At 52.1% G+C, this 20591-nt stretch carries 23 protein-coding genes and 1 pseudogene; 12 read left to right on the forward strand and 12 right to left on the reverse strand.

Features of this window, described 5'->3' with window-relative positions:
• Positions 1-16: 16 nt before the first annotated feature.
• The 4 genes from tyrS to anmK form a co-directional block, all read right to left on the reverse strand.
• Positions 17-1291 (reverse strand): tyrosine--tRNA ligase, encoded by a 1275-nt coding sequence (gene tyrS, locus LA337_12235; GenBank protein ID UBI13980.1) that lies wholly within the window; start codon positions 1289-1291, stop codon positions 17-19.
• A gap of 126 nt (positions 1292-1417) precedes the next feature.
• Positions 1418-2074, reverse strand: a complete 657-nt coding sequence (pdxH, locus tag LA337_12240) for a pyridoxamine 5'-phosphate oxidase (protein ID UBI13981.1) — start codon at positions 2072-2074, stop codon at positions 1418-1420.
• 58 nt (positions 2075-2132) lie between these two features.
• On the reverse strand, positions 2133-2462 hold the full coding sequence (gene mliC / locus LA337_12245; protein UBI13982.1) for a C-type lysozyme inhibitor: 330 nt from the start codon (positions 2460-2462) through the stop codon (positions 2133-2135).
• 87 nt (positions 2463-2549) lie between these two features.
• Entirely contained in the window at positions 2550-3671 is a 1122-nt protein-coding gene (gene anmK / locus LA337_12250; GenBank protein ID UBI13983.1) for an anhydro-N-acetylmuramic acid kinase, read from the reverse strand.
• Between the two features lie 274 nt (positions 3672-3945).
• Between anmK and slyB the strand changes: the two genes are divergently transcribed.
• On the forward strand, positions 3946-4413 hold the full coding sequence (slyB, locus tag LA337_12255) for an outer membrane lipoprotein SlyB (protein UBI13984.1): 468 nt from the start codon (positions 3946-3948) through the stop codon (positions 4411-4413).
• Between the two features lie 47 nt (positions 4414-4460).
• On the opposite strand, the gene slyA is transcribed toward slyB, so the two are convergent.
• Positions 4461-4901: a transcriptional regulator SlyA gene (slyA, locus tag LA337_12260; GenBank protein ID UBI13985.1), complete on the reverse strand. Its 441-nt coding sequence runs from the start codon at positions 4899-4901 to the stop codon at positions 4461-4463.
• Positions 4902-5093: 192 nt separating this feature from the next.
• On the opposite strand from slyA, the gene LA337_12265 reads away from it, so the two are divergent.
• The 3 genes and pseudogenes from LA337_12265 to LA337_12275 all read left to right on the forward strand — a co-directional run bounded on the left by LA337_12265 (position 5094) and on the right by LA337_12275 (position 8233).
• The gene (locus tag LA337_12265) at positions 5094-5330 is read left to right on the forward strand and encodes a DUF1656 domain-containing protein (protein ID UBI13986.1); all 237 of its coding nucleotides are present in this window, start codon (positions 5094-5096) and stop codon (positions 5328-5330) included.
• Between the two features lie 2 nt (positions 5331-5332).
• On the forward strand, positions 5333-6196 hold the full coding sequence (locus tag LA337_12270; protein ID UBI13987.1) for an HlyD family secretion protein: 864 nt from the start codon (positions 5333-5335) through the stop codon (positions 6194-6196).
• Positions 6193-8233: pseudogene (locus LA337_12275) on the forward strand (FUSC family protein). Before LA337_12270 ends, LA337_12275 begins: the two are co-directional and overlap by 4 nt.
• On the opposite strand, the gene sodC reads toward LA337_12275, so the two are convergent.
• The 3 genes from sodC to LA337_12290 all read right to left on the reverse strand — a co-directional run bounded on the left by sodC (position 8209) and on the right by LA337_12290 (position 10000).
• Positions 8209-8733 carry a superoxide dismutase [Cu-Zn] SodC2 gene (gene sodC, locus LA337_12280; GenBank protein UBI13988.1) on the reverse strand — a complete coding sequence of 175 codons (525 nt, stop codon included), beginning with the start codon at positions 8731-8733 and terminating at the stop codon, positions 8209-8211. The pseudogene LA337_12275 and the gene sodC sit on opposite strands and share 25 nt — an antisense overlap.
• Before the next feature lie 81 nt (positions 8734-8814).
• The gene (locus LA337_12285) at positions 8815-9711 is read right to left on the reverse strand and encodes an aldo/keto reductase family oxidoreductase (GenBank protein UBI13989.1); all 897 of its coding nucleotides are present in this window, start codon (positions 9709-9711) and stop codon (positions 8815-8817) included.
• Positions 9712-9760: 49 nt separating this feature from the next.
• The gene (locus tag LA337_12290; protein ID UBI13990.1) at positions 9761-10000 is read right to left on the reverse strand and encodes a DUF1289 domain-containing protein; all 240 of its coding nucleotides are present in this window, start codon (positions 9998-10000) and stop codon (positions 9761-9763) included.
• 101 nt (positions 10001-10101) lie between these two features.
• Here LA337_12290 and LA337_12295 point away from each other — a divergent pair, with 101 nt between their 5' ends.
• The 4 genes from LA337_12295 (at position 10102) to rnt (ending at position 13101) form a co-directional block, all read left to right on the forward strand.
• Positions 10102-10701, forward strand: coding sequence for a TetR/AcrR family transcriptional regulator (locus LA337_12295; protein ID UBI13991.1), 600 nt, complete (start codon positions 10102-10104; stop codon positions 10699-10701).
• A gap of 54 nt (positions 10702-10755) precedes the next feature.
• Positions 10756-11853 carry an alkene reductase gene (locus LA337_12300; GenBank protein ID UBI13992.1) on the forward strand — a complete coding sequence of 366 codons (1098 nt, stop codon included), beginning with the start codon at positions 10756-10758 and terminating at the stop codon, positions 11851-11853.
• Positions 11854-11950: 97 nt separating this feature from the next.
• Complete coding sequence (gloA, locus tag LA337_12305; GenBank protein ID UBI13993.1) at positions 11951-12358, forward strand: lactoylglutathione lyase; 408 nt, start codon at positions 11951-11953, stop codon at positions 12356-12358.
• Positions 12359-12453: 95 nt separating this feature from the next.
• On the forward strand, positions 12454-13101 hold the full coding sequence (gene rnt, locus LA337_12310; GenBank protein UBI13994.1) for a ribonuclease T: 648 nt from the start codon (positions 12454-12456) through the stop codon (positions 13099-13101).
• A gap of 53 nt (positions 13102-13154) precedes the next feature.
• On the opposite strand, the gene grxD is transcribed toward rnt, so the two are convergent.
• Complete coding sequence (gene grxD / locus LA337_12315) at positions 13155-13502, reverse strand: monothiol glutaredoxin 4 (protein UBI13995.1); 348 nt, start codon at positions 13500-13502, stop codon at positions 13155-13157.
• A gap of 334 nt (positions 13503-13836) precedes the next feature.
• Between grxD and LA337_12320 the strand changes: the two genes are divergently transcribed.
• Positions 13837-14667: a C40 family peptidase gene (locus LA337_12320; protein UBI13996.1), complete on the forward strand. Its 831-nt coding sequence runs from the start codon at positions 13837-13839 to the stop codon at positions 14665-14667.
• A gap of 127 nt (positions 14668-14794) precedes the next feature.
• Positions 14795-15376, forward strand: coding sequence for a superoxide dismutase [Fe] (gene sodB / locus LA337_12325; GenBank protein ID UBI13997.1), 582 nt, complete (start codon positions 14795-14797; stop codon positions 15374-15376).
• A gap of 38 nt (positions 15377-15414) precedes the next feature.
• Here sodB and LA337_12330 read toward each other — a convergent pair whose 3' ends face one another.
• Together LA337_12330 and ynhF are read right to left on the reverse strand one after the other, a co-directional pair.
• Positions 15415-16584, reverse strand: a complete 1170-nt coding sequence (locus tag LA337_12330; GenBank protein ID UBI13998.1) for an MFS transporter — start codon at positions 16582-16584, stop codon at positions 15415-15417.
• Positions 16585-16759: 175 nt separating this feature from the next.
• The gene (ynhF, locus tag LA337_12335) at positions 16760-16849 is read right to left on the reverse strand and encodes a stress response protein YnhF (GenBank protein UBI13999.1); all 90 of its coding nucleotides are present in this window, start codon (positions 16847-16849) and stop codon (positions 16760-16762) included.
• A 297-nt stretch (positions 16850-17146) separates the two neighbouring features.
• Here ynhF and purR point away from each other — a divergent pair, with 297 nt between their 5' ends.
• Positions 17147-18172, forward strand: a complete 1026-nt coding sequence (gene purR, locus LA337_12340; GenBank protein UBI14000.1) for an HTH-type transcriptional repressor PurR — start codon at positions 17147-17149, stop codon at positions 18170-18172.
• On the opposite strand, the gene LA337_12345 is transcribed toward purR, so the two are convergent.
• A complete protein-coding gene (locus tag LA337_12345) occupies positions 18169-19101 on the reverse strand; it encodes a LysR family transcriptional regulator (protein UBI14001.1) in 933 nt (310 codons plus the stop codon). The genes purR and LA337_12345 overlap by 4 nt on opposite strands.
• 113 nt (positions 19102-19214) lie before the next feature.
• On the opposite strand from LA337_12345, the gene LA337_12350 reads away from it, so the two are divergent.
• Positions 19215-20420 carry a Bcr/CflA family multidrug efflux MFS transporter gene (locus LA337_12350; protein UBI18453.1) on the forward strand — a complete coding sequence of 402 codons (1206 nt, stop codon included), beginning with the start codon at positions 19215-19217 and terminating at the stop codon, positions 20418-20420.
• Positions 20421-20591 lie beyond the last annotated feature (171 nt).

Genomic DNA, 20591 nt, shown 5'->3' on the forward strand with positions numbered 1-20591 from the left:
CCCTGCTAACTAAATCTTACTTCCAGCAAATCAGACAATAGTTCTTCTTGCCACGGCGCAGTAAGGTGTAGCGCCCAAACAGGATATCACTCTCCTGGAAGAAATATTCCGGATCGGATTGCTTCTCACCGTTGATGGTTACCGCGTTTGACGCAATAGTCTTACGTGCCTGACCGCGAGAAGGCTGCAACTCGGAGTCCACCAGCGCTTGCATCAGATCGGCACCTTTGTCCATCTCGATCATCGGCACGCCATCCTGCGCCAGCTGTTCGAAATCCGCTTCGCTCAAATCGCTCAGATTGCCGTTGAACAAGCTTTCGGTAATGCGTTTTGCCGCTACCAGACCTTCTTCACCGTGAACCAGACGCGTTACCTGCTCGGCCAGTACATACTGGGCGCGCGGTGCTTTACCGCTGTTTTTATCTTCTTCTTCCAGCGCATTGATCTCTTCAATGTCCATGAAAGTAAAGAATTTCAGGAAGCGATAAACGTCCGCATCGGCGGTGTTGATCCAGAACTGGTAGAATTTATACGGACTGGTTTTCTTCGGATCCAGCCACACAGCGCCGCCTTCAGTCTTACCGAATTTGGTGCCGTCAGCTTTAGTAATCAGCGGAACGGTCAGACCAAACACCTGGTTCTGATGCAGACGACGGGTCAAATCGATACCGGAAGTAATGTTGCCCCATTGGTCAGAACCGCCAATCTGCAGCGCCACGCCGTGCAATTTATTCAGGCAGGCAAAGTCATAACCCTGCAGCAGGTTGTAAGAAAACTCGGTAAAGGAGATCCCCTGATCGTCACGGTTCAGACGCTGCTTAACCGCTTCTTTGTTGATCATCTGGTTAACGGAGAAGTGTTTGCCGATATCACGCAGGAAAGTCAGTACGTTCATACCGCCAAACCAGTCGTAGTTATTCGCAGCAATCGCCGAGTTGTCGCCACAGTCGAAATCGAGGAACGGCGCAACCTGTTTGCGGATTTTATCCACCCACTCCTGCACGGTGTCTTCGGTATTCAGTTTACGCTCGGCGGCTTTAAAGCTCGGGTCACCAATCAAACCCGTTGCGCCACCTACCAGTGCGACAGGCTTATGGCCTGCCTGCTGGAAGCGTTTCAGGCATAACAATGGAACCAGATGCCCCAAATGCAAGCTGTCAGCGGTAGGATCGAAGCCGCAATAGAGCGCGATCGGGCCTTGCGCCAGTCGCTCTGCTAACGCTTCCTCGTCCGTCACCTGGGCCACCAGCCCCCGCTCTTGCAATTGTTTAATCAAGTTACTGCTTGCCATCAAAATCTCCATGTATAAAACGACTGCACCTTAGCCGGTACACGACTTTTCGCCTGATGCGAAAGAAACATAGAATAAAGCGCCGGATTGTTCAGCACCAGCGCTTAAAACAAGAAATTTGCATCTTTAGGGGGCAAGGCGATCAATTTTCCACGCGTTATCTTCGCGTTGGTATAAAAAACGATCGTGCAGACGGTTTTCACCACCCTGCCAGAATTCCATTTGCTCAATACTCACGCGAAAGCCGCCCCAGAAACTGGGCAGTGGTACTTCCCCTTGCTGGAACTTCTGCTTCAGTTCGAGGAATTTGCTTTCGAGAATACCGCGAGCGGAGATTCGGCTGGATTGCTTAGATACCCAGGCGCCAATCTGGCTGTCGCGTGGGCGACTGTGGAAGTATTTCACCACTTCGAGTGTGGAAAGACGCTCAGCCTTGCCGATAACCATCACCTGCCGTTCCAGCATGTGCCATGGGAATAAGAGGCTGATACGGGGATTTTTCTCGATCTGGTGCGCCTTGCGGCTGCCGAGATTGGTATAGAACACCAGACCTTTATCATCATAATGTTTGAGCAACACGATACGCTGATAAGGCTGGCCATTTTCATCAACGGTCGCAACGACCATTGCGGTAGGATCGGCCAGTTTGGCGTCACAGGCTTGCCCGAGCCAGCGCTCAAACAGCGCAAGGGGTTCGGCGGGAAGATCGCGGCGGCGAAGGCCGCCTTTCGTGTATTCACGGCGCAGATGCGCGATTTGCTGCAATTCGTCGTTATCAGACATGATGTTGGCTACGGATTGTCAGTGGGTGACGCTATTGTGCGCCGCCCAGGTGAAAATCTCAACGCTTCGGGTTCTGTAACTGACAGTTATTTAGCACAATTCTGTCTCGTTTATAGACCGTTGCCTCGTCGCCTTTAGACCAGAAGACGTAAATACCATCGGTATAGCGCGCGCCTGATGCTGACACGCCCTGTTTGAGGTTCAATAGCTGATTATCATAAACAAAACTCGCCTCCTGGCGGGTATTGTTCAGCTTGACGGTAAGCGGTTTTTCGTCACAGCGGTATTCCAGCGTATCCGTTTGCATACGCTCGACAAATTGGTTGTACACGCTACATCCGCTAAGCAGTACCGGCAGACACACTAATAACAGTTTTTTCATAGCCATATCCTGAAGACTTTCCTGGTCCAGGAGGGTAATGGCACCCTCCCTAATATCCCGAGTTTACCGGCATATGGCGCTGAATAATTTCAGTTAACTCTGAGTTCGCGGGTTAGCAGGATAAATTGCCCCTAATACGCTCGGTTCTGATGCACCGGTCACGGAAGGTAAATTTCCCGGTAATCCCGCCAGCGTGCGCCACGCCAGCCAGGCAAAGGCTAACGCTTCCATATCATCACCGCTAATCCCGGCCTCATCGGTTGAGGTGACCTCTGTACCCGGCAATAATGCCGCCAGACGCATCATCAGCAGCGGATTACGGCTTCCACCACCGCATACCATTAGCCGTTCACAACCGCCGCTCAACAGGACTTGCTCGGAAATGGTGACCGCCGTCAGTTCGGCAAGCGTCGCCTGCACATCGCGCGGACTTATTCCCGGGAAATGCGCCAGATGACGTTCTATCCAACCATAATTAAAATACTCGCGGCCCGTGCTTTTCGGCGCAGGCGCAGAAAAATACGGATCGTTCAGCATATTTTGCAATAAAGGCAGGATCACCGTTCCCGAATTGGCCCACTGCGCATCTTTGTCGTAGGGTTGACCGCATTGCCGCCAGATCCAGGCATCCATCAGCATATTACCCGGCCCGGTGTCGTAGCCGCGAACGGGCTGCTGCGGAATAAGCAGAGACAGATTGGCAATTCCGCCAATGTTCAGCACCATCCGTCGTTCCGTTGGATGCGCCAACAGCGCCTGATGAAAAGCGGGAACCAGCGGCGCGCCCTGCCCGCCGAGGGCGATATCGCGACGGCGAAAATCGCCAACCACGGTGATGCCGGTTCGCGCGACGATCTGATTGTTGTCGCCAATTTGCAGCGTGTGCGGTGCGCGTCCCGTGGGTTCATGCCACACGGTTTGCCCATGACAGCCAATCGCGACGATCTCCTGCGGCTTCAATTTTTCCTGTGCCAGCAGCGCATTCACCGCCTCGGCAAACAGATAACCGAGCTGCGCATCCAATTGGCCAAACTGCGATAGCGTAAGCTGCTGGCCCTGGCAGATATCCAGAATCGCCTGCTTTACATGGAGGGGGATAGGCCAGGTCAGACTCGCCTGCTGCGCAACCATCGTTTCATCTATCGTCGCCAGCACAACATCGACGCCATCAAGGCTGGTTCCAGACATTACACCGATAAAACGGCCCGATTTCATATGTCATCCTTTTAAGCAAATTAGCCTTGACACTCAACCATAAAGTGCCGACTAATGCCATGCTTCCTTAATGATTTTTAATGCCTAATCATTACACTGGACGCTTTATTACATCAATTATATGAATGATTCGTTTATACTCGGTATATCCGATTTCGGTTAAGATTTTCATATTGTTCCAGTAGAACATGTGACCTTAGGCTCACAAATGCCATATAATTTAGCCATGAAGAGTGCTTAATTAGCGTTTCGTGGTGACAAAGGAGATTTGTAAATGATTAAACGTGTGCTGATTGTTTCATTAATGGGCGTATCTTTAGCGGGCTGCGTTAACAATGATAGCCTCTCAGGCGACGTATATACTGCATCCGAAGCGAAACAAGTTCAGAACGTTACCTACGGTACGATTGTTCATGTTCGTCCGGTGCAAATCCAGGGTGGCGATGACGCAAACGTGATTGGCGCAATCGGTGGTGCGGTACTCGGCGGGTTCCTTGGTAACACCGTCGGCGGCGGTACCGGTCGTTCATTAGCCACGGCTGCTGGCGCAGTTGCCGGTGGCGTAGCGGGTCAAGGTGTACAAGGTGCAATGAATAAAACCCAGGGTGTGGAACTGGAAATCCGTAAGGACGACGGTAATACCATCATGGTGGTTCAGAAACAGGGTGCGACCAAGTTCTCCGCCGGCCAGCGCGTTGTTATGGCTAACAACGGCAGCCAGGTTACCGTGTCTCCACGCTAATCAAATTCACGTGTGGTCAGACCCTGGCCACACGTCATCTTTGCGCCTCAGCTCTGTGACTGCAGCTCAATAATATTGTGTTCCAGTCTGGCGACCAGTTTAATCAGCAGATCAATTTCCTCAGCTGAAATCCCTTCCAAAATTTCTCCACGCGTCTTGTTGATAACCGCTTCCATATCAGCGATCAGCGGCTCTGCTTTTTCTGTCAGTTTAATTCTCTTTGCCCGACGATCGCTGGCGCAAGTCTGTCGTGAAATGAGTCCCTTTTCTTCCAGTTGGTCAAGCGTACGAACTAACGAAGGCTGCTCGATGCCAATTGCTTTAGCCAACTGAATCTGCGATTGATCAGGCGGCAATTGATGAATGTTGTGCAGCGTAACCCAATGCGTCTGCGTCAACTCCAGAGGTTTCAGGCGATGGTCAATCAGAGCACGCCAAATGCGCACCAACCGTGCCAGATCAGAACCTAATGGCGATTCCAATTTCATCTCCTTATAATTAGCTTGCTAAGTTATTGTGCTGATTTTAGAATAGTGTGCAGCATTTGTATTGCCAAAACAAATGTATTGCCAAATTTGCTTACCGGCTGACATTTTTTCAGACATTATGCGTTACAGAGACTCATTGTCTCTTTTTTGCTAAACCTATAGCAATGCTCTCTTCCGCCAAGGATTTTGCCCGTGAAGTTTATGTTTAATGCAACAGGATTGCCCCTACAAGATTTAATGATCGGAGCGTCTGTTTATTTCCCCCCTGTTTTCAAGGCGTTTGTAGCAGGATTCCTTCTCTGGCTGGTTGTCCATCGCCTGCTGCGCGACTGGATTTATTCCGGTGAGATCTGGCATCCCCTGTTAATGGATCTGTCACTCTTTACGCTTTGCGTATGTCTGGCCTTTGTAATGCTGATTGCGTGGTGATTATGTCGCTTAAAACCGTTAAATACTTCTCCACCATTATAGTCGCTGCAATCGCAGTTTTCGCCGGATGGTGGATGTGGAATTACTATATGCAGTCGCCCTGGACACGTGACGGTAAAGTGCGTGCTGAGCAGGTTAGCATCACGCCGCAGGTCTCAGGCAGCATTAGCGAACTCAATATAAAAGATAACCAGTTCGTGAATAAAGGCGATGTGCTTTTTATCATCGACAAGACGCCGTTTCACATTGCTGAACTGAATGCGCAAGCGCAGCTGGCCAAAGCTCAGTCCGACCTGGCGAAAGCAAATAACGAGGCCAACCGACGCCGCCATTTATCGCAAAATTACATCTCAGCCGAAGATCTGGATACCGCTAATCTCAATGTGAAAGCCATGCAGGCCAGCGTTGAAGCAGCCGAGGCCAGTCTGCGCCAGGCACAATGGCAACTGACGCAAACGGTGGTCAAAGCGCCCGTGGCGGGTTGGGTTACCAATCTTTCTACCCGTACCGGAGACTATGCCTCAACCGGTAAGCCCTTGTTTGCCCTTGTCGACAGCCACTCTTTTTATGTGATGGGATATTTTGAAGAAACCAAGCTGCGCCACATTCGTGAAGGTGCGCCTGCGGTTATCACGCTCTACAGCGGCAATATTAAGTTACAGGGTCACGTTTCCAGTATTGGTCGCGCTATCTACGATCAAAGCGTGGAAAGTGATTCCGGCCTGATTCCCGACATCAAACCTAACGTGCCGTGGGTGCGTCTGGCGCAGCGTGTTCCGGTACGCATCGAATTCGACGCGCTACCGCATGATGTCACGCTGGTTTCTGGTACGACCTGCAGCGTGTCTGTCGGCCCGCGTAAATGAAACTGCCCCTCCTGACGCCAGGCAATTGGCCGTGGTTCAAAGCCACAGCAGCGCAATGGCGTTACGCGCTGCGAAATACCATTGCCATGTGTCTGGCGTTGACGTTTGCCTATTATCTGAATCTGGATGAGCCCTACTGGGCGATGACCTCGGCGGCCGTGGTCAGTTTTCCTACCGTCGGCGGTGTTATCAGCAAAAGCCTGGGTCGCATGGCGGGTAGCTTGCTTGGCGCCACCGCCGCGTTGATTATCGCCGGTCATACCCTCAATGAACCATGGCTGTTTTTACTTTGTATGTCGGTGTGGATCGCTTTTTGTACCTGGGCCTGCGCACATTTCACCAATAACGTCGCCTACGCTTTTCAACTGGCAGGTTATACGGCGGCGATCATTGCGTTTCACATGGTCAATACCGTGGAGATTACCCAGCTATGGGACATCGCGCAGGCCCGCGTATGCGAGGTTATCCTCGGTATCCTGTGCGGAGGCGTGATGATGATGATCCTGCCCAGCACTTCCGATGGCACCGCGTTACTGACTGCGCTGAAAAACATGCATTCGCGTTTACTGGAACATGCCAGCTTACTCTGGCAACCTGAGACAACGGATGCCATTCGCACGGCTCATGAAGGTGTCATTGGCCAGATTTTGACCATGAACCTGCTACGAATTCAGGCATTCTGGAGTCATTACCGTTTTCGCCGTCAAAATGCGTTGCTCAATTCGCTGTTGCACCAGCAGTTGCGCATGACCAGCGTAATTTCCAGTCTGCGCAGGATGCTGCTGAACTGGCCTAATCCCCCGGCCAATACCCGGGATATCATCGAACAATTACTCAGCGAGCTGGTCAAATCCAATACCGACAGCTACACCGTTGCACAAATTATCGCTCCACTGCGGCCCGTCGATGCCCGTGACTATCGACATGTCGCCTTCTGGCAACGACTGCGTTATTTTTGTCGGCTCTATTTACGCAGCAGTCAGTATCTGCATTTGCTGGAAAATGGCGTTACCGCCGAACGTATAAATATCGCCCGCACACCAGGACTTGCCCGTCATACCGATAGTGCGGAAGCTATCTGGAGCGGGTTGCGTACGTTCTGCACGTTGATGCTTATCGGCGCATGGAGCATTGGCGCACAATGGGAATCAGGATCTGGCGCACTCACGCTCGCGGCCATCAGCAGCGTGCTGTATTCCGCCGTTGCCACGCCTTTCAAGTCGCTTTCTTTACTGATGCGCACGCTGGTTCTGCTGTCGCTGTTTAGCTTTGTGGTTAAGTTTGGCCTGATGGTGCAAATCTCTGACCTCTGGCAATTCATTCTGTTTCTTTTCCCGCTACTCGCCACCATGCAACTTCTGAAGCTGCAAATGCCTGCTCTGGCAGGTCTTTGGGGACAGTTGATCGTGTTTATGGGATCGTTTATCGCGGTGACCAATCCACCGGTTTACGATTTTGCTGGTTTCCTGAATGACAATATGGCAAAAATCGCTGGCGTGGCGCTGTCATGGCTGGCCTTCGCCATTTTGCGTCCCGGATCGGATGCGCGGAAAAGTCGCCGCCATATTCGCGCCCTGCGCCGGGATTTTGTCGATCAGCTCAGCCGACATCCATCACTCAGTGAAAACGAATTTGAGTCGCTGACCTATCATCATGTCAGCCAGCTCAGTAACAGTCAGGATGCGCTGGCGCGACGCTGGTTATTGCGCTGGGGGGTTGTCTTGCTGAACTGTTCGCACGTGGTGTGGCAACTGCGCACCTGGGAGGCGCGTTCAGATCCGCTGGCTCGCGTCAGGGACGTGTGTATCTCACTGCTTCGCGACGTGATGAGTGAACGCGGCGTTCAGCAACGTCCGCTGAATGCCACGCTGAGTGAGCTACAGCGCATCTGCGATACGCTTGCCCATCATCATCAACCTGCTGCGCAGGAACTGTCGGCATTGGTCTGGCGGCTACACTGCTCGCTTTCGCAGCTTGAACAAGCGCCGCCGCCGGGTACGCTAAGCAACTGATTATTTGATAACACCACAGGCGTAGCGCGCTCCGCCACCACCAAGCGGTTTCGGCTGATCGGACATATTATCGCCGCCCACATGGATCATCAGCGCTTTGCCTTTAACCTCATCGAGCGTTTTCAACCGCGGCGCAACAACGGGTGTTGTAGCGATACCGTCGTTATTCACCACCAGCAGTGGCAGGTCGCCCATATGGCCTGCGCCTTCGGGGCCTTCATGCTTGCCGGTTTGGTGCGGATCATAATGGCCTCCAGCCGATTCCGCGGCTGAGGCTTTCCCGTCTTTAATAGCCGGTTGGCAACTGCCGTTCGCATGCACATGGAAGCCATGTTCACCCGGCGGCAGGGCTTTCAGATCGGGCGTAAACTCCAGCCCCTTCCCGGTTTCAGCAATAGTGACCGTACCAATCGCCTGACCGACGCCTTGCGACGTTACCAGATTCATCGTCACTTTTTCTTCACTGGCAGCCTGCGCACCTGCACAGGCCAGTAAAGTGATAATGGCCAAACTCAAACGCTTCATAAGACCTCCATCCAAAAGGTGTCTGATTGTTAAGTGTAAACCAGTGACACAATTTTGAGCGGAGAAGCATCAAAAACGCGATTAAGGTACGTCGTAACCCAGCGCGGCTTTACGGATACGGAACCATTGCTGGCGAGACATGTTCAGTGACTCAGACTCAATGGCGGTACGTACGCGCTCTATTTTCCCTGAGCCAATAATCGGCAGCGGCTGAGACGGTAACCGTAAAATCCAGGCGTACACCACTTGTTCAATGGACTGCGCGTTCAGCTCTTCTGCGATCGCGGCAAGTTCATTACGTAATGGCTGAAAGGCATCGTCATTAAACAGACGACCACCGCCAAGGCAGGACCAGGCCATCGGACGAATGCGCAGCTGTTGCAATTGATCTAAAGTACCATCCAGCAGGAGCGGCTGATGTACTGGTGAAATCTCAACCTGATTGGTTGCCAGAGTAAACGGCAGACGCGATTGCAGCAGTGAGAACTGCGCCGGGGTAAAGTTAGAGACGCCAAAGTGACGCACTTTGCCGCTGTGGTGCAATTTTTTAAACGCATCAGCTACATCATCTGCATCCATAAGCGGATCGGGGCGGTGGATCAGCAGCAAATCAATATGATCGGTCGCCAGCAACTTCAACGACTCTTCCGCACTGGCAATAATGTGCGCGCTGTCGGTGATGTAATGACCCAGCGCATTTTCCGCGCGCGCCGTCGTCGCGATCCCGCATTTGGTCACAATTTGCATTTTTTCGCGCAGGTGCGGAGCCAGCTTCATTGCCTCGCCAAACGCCGCCTCACACTGGTATCCGCCGTAAATATCGGCGTGATCGACGGTGGTAACACCCAAATCCAGATGTTCTTCAATAAAGCTGACTAGCTGGCGCGGGGACATATTCCAGTCCATCAGGCGCCAGTAGCCCATCACAAAGCGAGAAAATTCCGGACCTTGCGGCGCAATAGTAATACGCTGAACCATAGCAGCTTCCTTATAAGTGAATGTGCATCGAGTATACGCAATTACGCTTTTAAAAGAGTGAAGGTTGTTGCGGTTCTTCCGAAGGGTTGGCTTTGTTTGCTCGTAATTTACGCATCAGTCGCTGACGACATAGCCGCAGCACTTCCTGCTTCTGGGCATCGCTCATATTTTGCCAGTTAAAACGCTCATCCCGACTGCGAAAACAGCCACGACAAAAACCGCGTTCGTCAGACTGACATATTCCAAGGCATGGGCTCTGGACGGGGAAAAACTCCAGCTGTTCGGCCACATCCCCTCCTTTAATAAGATTGATATACCTATTGAAGACGTTAACTGAATTTCTCGCAAGCGCTATTGCATTAGACCGACTGGTCTATTACACTCGTTTCCATGAACAAAATCACTGAACACGATACACGCGAACATCTTCTGGCGACTGGCGAGCTGCTGTGTATGCAGCGCGGCTTCACCGGCATGGGCTTAAGCGAATTACTGAAAACCGCTGAAGTGCCCAAAGGTTCGTTTTATCACTATTTTCGCTCCAAAGAAGCGTTCGGTGTGGCGATGCTGGAACGCCACTATGCGGCCTACCATCAGCGACTGGCTACGCACTTTGATTCGGGGGCGGGTAACTACCGCGACCGTATTCTGGCCTACTATCAGGAAACCCTGAACCAGTTTAGCCAGCACGGCATTATTAGCGGCTGTTTAACTGTAAAACTGTCTGCCGAAGTGTGCGATCTCTCAGAGGATATGCGCACCGCGATGGATAAAGGCGCGCGGCACATTATTGTGCTGTTAGCGCAGGCGCTGGAGAAAGGTCAGGCAAACCATTGTCTGTCCTTTGTTGGCGAGCCGTTACAGCAGGCGCAAGTGTTGTATGCGCTATGGCTGGGCGCCAATTTGCAGGCCAAGATTTCTCGTAGCGCCACCCCGCTGGAAAATGCGCTGGCACACGTTAAAACCATCATCACAACGCCTGCCGTTTAACAGGCGTTTTTATTTCTTTTATTACTAGACGACCGGTCTATTCAGGAGTATCACATGTCATCTGAAAAACTGTTTTCCCCGCTGAAGGTGGGTGCCATTACGGCAGCAAACCGCGTATTCATGGCGCCATTGACGCGTCTGCGCAGTATTGAGCCTGGCGACATCCCTACTCCGCTAATGGTCGAGTATTACCGTCAACGCGCCAGCGCAGGTCTTATCATCAGCGAAGCGACGCAGATCTCCGCACAGGCGAAAGGCTATGCAGGGGCACCCGGCATACACAGCGAAGCGCAAATCGCCGCATGGAAGAAAATCACCGCGGCCGTACACGCAGAGCAAGGCCATATTGCTGTCCAGTTGTGGCACACTGGGCGTATTTCTCACGCCAGTCTGCAGCCAAACGGTCAGGCTCCTGTTGCACCTTCTGCGATTAGCGCCGGTACCCGCACCTCACTGCGCGATGAAAACGGTCTGGCAACGCGTGCCGATACCTCAATGCCGCGCGCACTGGAAACCGAAGAAATTCCGGGCATCGTTAATGACTTCCGTCAGGCTATTGCCAACGCGCGCGAAGCGGGCTTCGACATGGTTGAACTGCACTCCGCTCACGGCTACCTGCTGCACCAGTTCCTGTCACCAACGTCTAACCAGCGTACCGATCAATACGGCGGCAGCGTCGAAAATCGTGCGCGGCTGGTGCTGGAAGTTGTCGATGCAGGAATTAAGGAATGGGGCGCCGATCGTATTGGTATTCGCGTCTCCCCGATTGGCTCTTTCCAGAACGTTGACAACGGCCCAAACGAAGAAGCTGATGCGCTGTATCTGATTGAACAACTGGGCAAACGCGGAATTGCTTACCTGCACATGTCTGAACCAGACTGGGCCGGTGGCGAGCCGTATTCCGACGCGTTCCGCGAAAAAGTTCGCGCACGTTTCCACGGCCCGATCATTGGCGCGGGCGCCTACACGCCTGAAAAAGCAGAAGCGCTGATCGAGAAAGGCCTGATCGACGCCGTTGCTTTTGGTCGCGCCTATATCGCTAACCCGGATCTGGTGGCTCGCCTGCAGCGTAAAGCTGAGCTGAATCCGCAACGTGCCGAAAGCTTCTACGGCGGCGGCGCGGAAGGTTACACCGATTATCCTACCCTCTAACGTCACAATCTCCGTTCTGCCATTGATAGCGGCGTAACAACGCCGCTATACTAAAACAACATTTTGAATGTATTAGCCATTTTCGAAGGGGAAAAAGATGCGTTTACTTCATACCATGCTGCGCGTGGGTGACCTGCAGCGTTCCATCGAGTTTTATACCAACGTGCTGGGCATGAAACTGCTGCGGACCAGCGAAAACCCTGAATACAAATATTCTCTGGCCTTTGTCGGTTACGGCCCTGAAACCAGTGAAGCCGTGATCGAATTGACCTATAACTGGGGTGTCGACAAGTATGAGCTGGGCACCGCCTACGGCCATATCGCCCTGAGCGTAGACAACGCAGCCGAGGCGTGTGAACGCATTCGCCAGAATGGCGGTAACGTTACGCGTGAAGCAGGTCCGGTAAAAGGCGGCTCTACAGTGATCGCGTTCGTTGAAGATCCCGACGGTTACAAAATTGAGCTGATTGAAGAGAAAGACGCCGGGCGCGGCCTGGGCGACTAACCTCCCCCTCGGGCACAGATCGTCTGTGCCCGTAGTTTTATACTCATCATTTTGCCATAATACGCGCTGCAATTTTCCCGTATTAAGAGACCCAGATGTCCGATAACGCTCAACTTTCCGGTCTGTGTGACCGTTTTCGTGGTTTTTATCCTGTCGTCATTGATGTCGAAACCGCAGGGTTTAATGCCAAAACCGATGCGCTGCTTGAGATCGCAGCCATCACACTGAAAATGGATGAACAAGGCTGGCTGATGCCGGACACGACGTTACATTTCCACGTAGAGCCGTTTGAAGGCGCGAATTTGCAGCCGGAGGCCCTCGCCTTTAACGGTATTGACCCTAACAATCCGCTACGCGGCGCGGTCAGCGAATATGACGCTCTGCATGCCATCTTCAAAATGGTGCGTAAAGGCATTAAAGACAGCGGCTGCAATCGGGCGATCATGGTGGCGCACAACGCTACGTTCGACCACAGTTTCATGATGGCTGCAGCAGAACGCGCCTCGCTGAAACGTAATCCGTTCCATCCGTTTGTCACCTTTGATACGGCGGCATTAAGCGGCCTGTCACTGGGACAGACGGTGTTGTCAAAAGCGTGTCTGGCGGCGGGAATGGAATTTGACGGGAATCAGGCGCACTCGGCGCTGTATGATACCGAACGTACTGCCGTGCTGTTTTGTGAAATCGTTAACCGCTGGAAACGTCTCGGCGGCTGGCCTCTTCCCGTACCTGAAGAAGCGTAACGGCGACATAAAAAAAGCGACCATTTCAGGTCGCTTTTTTACTTCTGCTGATATTACTCAGCGTCCGGCTCTTCAGTTTTGTATTTCGCCGCTGTTTCTTTAATCAGCTGCTGCAACTCACCGCGCTGGTACATTTCGATCAAAATGTCACAGCCGCCAACCAGCTCGCCGTCAACCCACAATTGCGGGAAGGTCGGCCAGTTTGCGTATTTCGGCAGCTCGGCGCGAATATCCGGGTTCTGCAGAATATCAACATAAGCAAAGCGTTCACCACAGGCGGACAGCGCCTGCACAGCCTGTGCGGAGAAACCGCAGCTTGGCAGTTTAGGGGAACCTTTCATGTACAGGAGAATCGGGTTTTCAGCGATCTGGCGCTGGATTTTTTCGATAGTGGTGCTCATTATCTTGCTTCCTTAAACTTCTTTTACGGCAGTAGTCTGACATTGTAGCGGGTCAGACAGGCAACGGAAAATAACATTTTCATTACGCGTTATTATTTTATCCCCTGACGCTAAAAGTTGCATTCACAATCTCATTTATCCCTTTAAAGGCTGTGGATTTGATTATCCGTTCACCAACTCCTACGTTAATTGCTGTTTTTTTTTGCGGTCGGTTACGAAACATAAGTTTAAACAAAAAAAGCTATTAACTTTCCCTCTTTCTATAGATTAGAATCATCAAGTTTTGAAAATCACACGCAGGCACGATAGACCTGCCTTACCAGAGGACTGCTCAGTGGCGCGGATAAACCGAATCTCGATCACGCTCTGTGCTTTACTTTTTACTACACTGCCCTTTACGCCTATGGCTCATGCTTCCAAGCAGGCCAGGACGACACCTACCAATTCTCACACCATCAAAACGGTAGATAAAAAGAAAAGCGCTACAGCCAGCCAAAAAACAACAAAGACCAGCAAGAAAACGGCGACAAAGACCACCAGTAAAACCAGCACCAAAACCGCTTCCTCTTCAAAAAAACGCACAGCCGCTCCGGCAAAGTCGACTAAAACTGTAAATCGTCGTGGTAAAACTGCCGCAGCACAAACTGCTGCCGTTACCTGGACTGAAAAATGTACACCGCGCAAAGGCCATAAGCCGCGCTGTGTGAAGGTGAAAACCACCACCCCAACGACGCTTGCTGACGCGCATAAAGTGAAAGTGCAGAAAGCGACTAAAACCGCCATGTCTACCTTGATGAACCAAATCGGCAAACCTTATCGCTGGGGCGGCACCTCACCAAGAACCGGGTTTGACTGCAGCGGACTGGTCTATTACGCCTATAAAGATCTGGTGAAATTCCGCATTCCGCGTACCGCGAACGAAATGTATCACCTGCGCGATGCCGCGCCGATCGAACGTGGCGAACTGAAAAATGGCGATCTGGTCTTTTTCCGTACCCAGGGTCGCGGAACCGCCGATCACGTTGGCGTGTATGTTGGCAACGGTAAGTTTATTCAGTCACCGCGAAGCGGGCAGGAAATTCAAATCACCTCTCTGAGTGAAGATTACTGGCAGCGCCACTATGTGGGCGCTCGTCGGGTAATGACGCCAAAAACAATTCGCTAAAAACTTACCCTACAGAACATGCTGTAGGGTAAGTTCTTCTTTTGCATAACCTTTCAATTTGCTACCCTATCCTTACTCACAATGAGGCTATTGTGTGTACTCAATATAAATAATAAGGAGAGAAGCAATGTCGTTTGAATTACCTGCATTACCGTATGCCAAAGATGCTCTGGCACCGCATATTTCTGCCGAAACGCTGGAATACCACTATGGCAAACACCATCAAACCTACGTGACCAATCTGAACAACCTGATTAAAGGCACTGCGTTTGAAGGTAAATCACTGGAAGAGATCGTACGTAGCTCTGAAGGTGGTGTCTTCAATAACGCAGCACAGGTCTGGAACCACACGTTCTACTGGAACTGCCTGGCACCGAACGCAGGTGGCGAACCAACCGGTAAACTGGCCGAGGCAATTGCCGCCTCCTTTGGCAGCTTTGCGGATTTCAAAGCGCAGTTTACCGACGCCGCTATCAAAAACTTCGGTTCTGGCTGGACCTGGCTGGTTAAAGGAACGGATGGCAAACTGGCTATCGTTTCCACCTCCAACGCGGGTACTCCGCTGACCACCGACGCGACGCCGCTGATGACCGTTGACGTATGGGAACACGCCTACTACATCGATTATCGCAATGCCCGTCCAGGTTACCTGGAGCACTTCTGGGCGCTGGTGAACTGGGAATTTGTTGCGAAGAACTTCGCAGCATAAAAAGATAACGCAGAAGGGAACCCTTCTGCGTTTTAGTTTTAATGAGTGGCAGTACAGACCTCTTCAGGCTGTTTCCGCGCCGAGATAAAGACCAGCAGCAGCGCAAGCCCCGCCACAATCGCCCCCATCACCGGCACAAAACTGTAGCCTAAACCACCGGAAATCACCGCCCCACCGGCTGCGGCACCCAGTGCGTTCCCCAGGTTAAATGCGCCAATATTGACTGAGGATGATAATCCAGGCGCTTCGCTGGCAACGCGCATCACACGCATCTGCAACGGTGGAACGACGGCAAACGTCGCCGCGCCCCAGACCACCATACTGACCGCCGCGCCCAGCTCATTTCGCGCAAGCAAAGGAATGGCCAGCATAATAACCATCAACAGCAGTAAAAAGCCTTTCAGCGTACCGTTCACTGAACGGTCAGCCAGTTTGCCGCCAAAGTAGTTACCGATCGAGAAGCCAACGCCTATCAGCACCAGCATACCGGTGACAAATGCCGGTGTGGCATGGGTGATAGTATGCAACACCGGTGAGATGTAGGTATAAAGCGTGAACATCGCCCCGGCGCCCAGAACGGTCGTCAGCAGTGCCGACAGCACCTGCGGGCGCATAAGTACCGCCAGTTCACTACGGACATCCGGGCGCTCTCCTGCCCCACCTTTGGGTAATGAGAAGAACAGGCTGACCATCGCGATGACCCCAAGACCCGCCGTTGCCATAAACGACATGCGCCAGCCGATGGTTTCACCAAGCCAGGTTGCCGCCGGAACTCCGCCAATATTGGCAATGGTTAACCCCATAAACATGGTTGCCACGGCGCTGGCCTGCTTATGTTTGGGTACCACGCTTGCAGCAACCACAGAGCCAAGACCAAAAAATGCCCCGTGATTCAGACTGGTCAAAATACGCGATAACATCAGCGTGGTGTAATCCGGTGAGATAGCCGAGAGCACGTTACCCAGCGTAAAAATCGCCATCAGGAATATCAACGCATTACGTCGCGCACGATGAGACAGCAATAATGTCATCAGCGGAGCGCCCACCATTACGCCAACCGCATACGCGCTGATCAACATGCCGGCCGCCGGAATCGAGACATCCACACCTTTGGCTATGACGGGCAATAATCCCATTGGCGAAAATTCGGTGGTACCAATGCCAAACGCGCCGATCGCCAGCGCCAGTAATGGAAAATTGAGTTTCATATTGCGACTCCGTAACGTCGAGCCATGGCGCGACATAAAATAAGAGTCAAAAGCATGACATTGATCGCAAAATTAATAAAGTTAACAAAACTGCAAAAGACTTTTGCTTATTCGCAAACAATAGAGTGGAAAAGCCAGCGGAAAGGATGAGGGAGAATTAACTCCCTCGGGGAAATCAATGCAGCGCTGCGGTCAGGCCACTCGCGACGATCAAGCCCAGAACAATAATGGTAGTTACTAACGAAAATTTCAGATCGGTGCTCATCAAGTTTTCTCCTTTTTATTCCCACACAAAAAGTGATATTGCGCATTTTTACACACTTGAAAGCAAAAATCTCTCACGATTTATATTGATAACTGCTTTTAACTCTTCCCCTTTTCGTTAAGATCAGACAAAATTCCACGCTTACTTGATTAGCGTACCGGCCATTGACCCCTTCCTGACGTTCCGTGTCGTTTTCCCGGCGTGCCGCAACCCTTACGTTGCGCTAAGGGTGTGTAAAGGCAAACGTTTACCTGGAGTATTCTCAGGAGCTTAGGATATGGTCTGGAGTGAGATGTAATGGCAACAATTAAAGATGTAGCGAAGCGAGCAAACGTTTCCACTACAACCGTATCACACGTAATTAACAAAACGCGCTTTGTCGCGGAAGAAACGCGTAATGCTGTCTGGGCGGCGATCAAAGAGCTGCACTATTCTCCGAGCGCAGTGGCACGCAGCCTGAAGGTGAATCACACCAAGTCTATTGGCTTGTTGGCCACCAGCAGCGAAGCGGCCTATTTCGCTGAAATTATCGAAGCCGTTGAGAAAAACTGTTTCCAGAAAGGCTATACCCTGATTCTGGGTAACGCATGGAACAGTCTCGAAAAACAGCAGGCCTATCTGTCGATGATGGCGCAAAAGCGCGTTGATGGTCTGCTGGTGATGTGTTCCGAGTATCCGGAGCCGCTGCTGACGATGCTCGAAGAGTATCGCCATATTCCGATGGTCGTCATGGACTGGGGCGAAGCAAAAGCCGACTTTACCGATACGGTCATTGATAACGCCTTCGAAGGCGGTTACATGGCAGGTCGGTATCTGGTAGAACGTGGTCATCGTGAGATTGGCGTGATCCCTGGCCCAATGGAACGTAACACCGGAGCCGGGCGTCTGGCTGGTTTTATGAAAGCGATGGAAGAAGCGCTGATTAAAGTGCCTGAAAACTGGATTGTGCAGGGCGATTTTGAACCTGAGTCCGGCTATCGCGCCATGCAGCAAATTTTGTCACAGTCGCATCGTCCGACCGCCGTCTTCTGTGGTGGCGATATTATGGCGATGGGTGCACTGTGCGCCGCTGACGAGATGGGACTGCGCGTACCGCAGGATGTCTCGCTTATCGGGTACGACAACGTGCGCAACGCCCGCTTCTTCACGCCGGCCCTGACGACTATTCACCAGCCGAAAGATTCGCTGGGTGAAACGGCCTTCAACATGTTGTTAGACCGTATCGTGAATAAGCGCGAAGAGTCACAATCTATCGAGGTGCATCCGCGTCTGGTAGAACGCCGCTCGGTTGCCGACGGCCCGTTCCGCGATTACCGCCGCTAAGCCTGTTGCGCGGGGGCCTCATCTGGCTCCCGCAGCCATTCCTTGTTCAACGTTTCACTATCCCCTAAATAATCCAGCAGCCAGCTCAATGCCGGCGACGTATCGTTCTGTTGCCATGTCAGGCAGCATGCGGCATCAGGAAATGGATTCTCCAACTGTAGCGCAACCCATTTGCCGCTATCGATCCACGGTTTGGCAAAATGCGTCGGTACCATGCCGACGCACAACCCTGCAGACAAACAGGTAGCGGAAGATTCCCAGTCTGGCACCACAACGCGCTTTTGGTTATCCAGCAGCCAGGTAATACGCTTTGGCAACGTACGGGAGGTATCTTCACGCACCAGTGACGGCCAGTTGCGCAACGTGTCATCACTCAGCGGCCCGGGCATTGACGCCAACGGATGATGGCTAGCCACCACGCAGCTCCAGCTCAGCATTCCCATGTCGCGGAAGGTATAGCGGCCCCCCACCGGAATCGCCTGCGTGGCGCCGATTGCCAGCTCAACGCGCCCATCGGACAGCGCATCCCAGACGCCGTTAAAGACTTCCTGGAAAACCAACAGTTCCACATCGTCAAAATGACGATAGAAATCGACGATCATTTGTCGGGTACGATCTGGGCGGACAATGTTATCGACTGCGATCGCCAGTTGCCCGCGCCAGCCGTTGGCAATTTGCTGGCATTGCTGGCGAGTGATCTGCATTTTTTTGATAACAGAGCGGCCTTCTTTAAGAAACCATGCGCCAGCAGGCGTCAATTCCACATCCCGATGGCGCCGCTCAAAAAGCGGCACCGCCAGCCACTCTTCCAGTTGACGTACGGTGTAGCTTACCGCGGAGGGTACACGGTGCAACTCCTGGGCGGCAGAACTAAAGCTGCCGTTACGCGCAACGGCATCAACCACTTCAAGTGAATATTCCGACCACATATTCTGCCTGCAAAAAATTTGAAATCAGTAAGCAAATATTAGCGTTTCACAGCGAGAATTACACTCACTACACTCAGCGGCATTGTTCTATTGCTAAAAAAAGAGAAATGATGATGCAACCTGGGAAAGGGTTTTTAGTCTGGCTGGCAGGTCTTAGCGTGCTCGGCTTTCTGGCAACGGATATGTATCTGCCCGCCTTTGCCGCAATTCAGTCCGATTTGCAAACACCTGCATCTGCCGTCAGCGCCAGCCTTAGCTTGTTCTTAGCCGGTTTTGCCGTCGCGCAACTTTTGTGGGGGCCACTTTCCGACCACTACGGTCGCAAACCTATTTTGCTACTGGGTTTATCTATCTTTGCACTGGGCAGTCTGGGCATGCTGTGGGTTGAAAACGCCACCGGCCTGCTGGTGCTGCGCTTTGTCCAGGCCGTTGGTGTTTGCGCTGCATCGGTTATCTGGCAGGCGTTGGTCACCGATTATTATCCTTCACAAAAAGTAAACCGCATCTTTGCCACCATTATGCCGCTGGTCGGATTATCTCCGGCATTAGCACCATTACTAGGCAGTTGGATCCTGGTACATTTTTCCTGGCAGGCCATTTTCGCCACCCTTTTTGCTATTACCCTAATTCTGATGCTTCCTGCACTGCGCTTAAAACCGACGGTTAAAGCACGCGACGACAGCCAGGACAAACTGACGTTCGCCACCTTGCTACGCTCGAAAACTTACCGCGGAAACGTGCTGATTTATGCCGCCTGTTCCGCAAGCTTTTTCGCATGGCTGACGGGTTCCCCGTTCATCCTCAGCGAAATGGGCTACAGTCCAGCGGTGATTGGCCTGAGCTATGTTCCGCAAACTATCGCTTTCTTAATCGGTGGTTACGGCTGCCGCGCTGCGCTGCAAAAATGGCAGGGCCGTCAACTGCTGCCCTGGTTACTCATTCTGTATGCCATCAGCGTTGTGGCCACCTGGGCAACCGGCTTTATTCATCATGTTGCGCTGGCTGAAATCCTGATCCCATTCTGTGTGATGGCGATCGCTAACGGGGCAATCTATCCTATCGTCGTCGCGCAAGCATTACGTCCTTTCCCACAAGCAACAGGACGCGCAGCCGCATTGCAGAACACGCTGCAACTGGGTTTATGCTTCCTCGCAAGCCTTGTGGTTTCCTGGTTAATCGCCACCCCACTGCTCACCACCACCAGCGTGATGCTGACAACGGTGCTGCTGGCGGGCGTGGGTTACAAAATGCAATCACAGAAAGCTGACGCCCCGCAAACAGATGATCGTGCACAAATTGCCCACGGTGAGTCTCACTAAAGATTGTTGCGGGCAATTAATTAGCCCGCTAACAATTATCAGTTGAATCGATAAAAAATCAGGCCTATACTGATTTCCGGTTGTTAAAAATAACGATAATTTCTATGTATTAACGGTGACAAGAACGTTCCCGTTTTTCCACGGATGGCCTTTTCGGCAAGGGTTCCTCCC

Origin of the sequence: Citrobacter europaeus (assembly GCA_020099315.1) — a bacterium.
GTDB lineage: Bacteria > Pseudomonadota > Gammaproteobacteria > Enterobacterales > Enterobacteriaceae > Citrobacter > Citrobacter europaeus.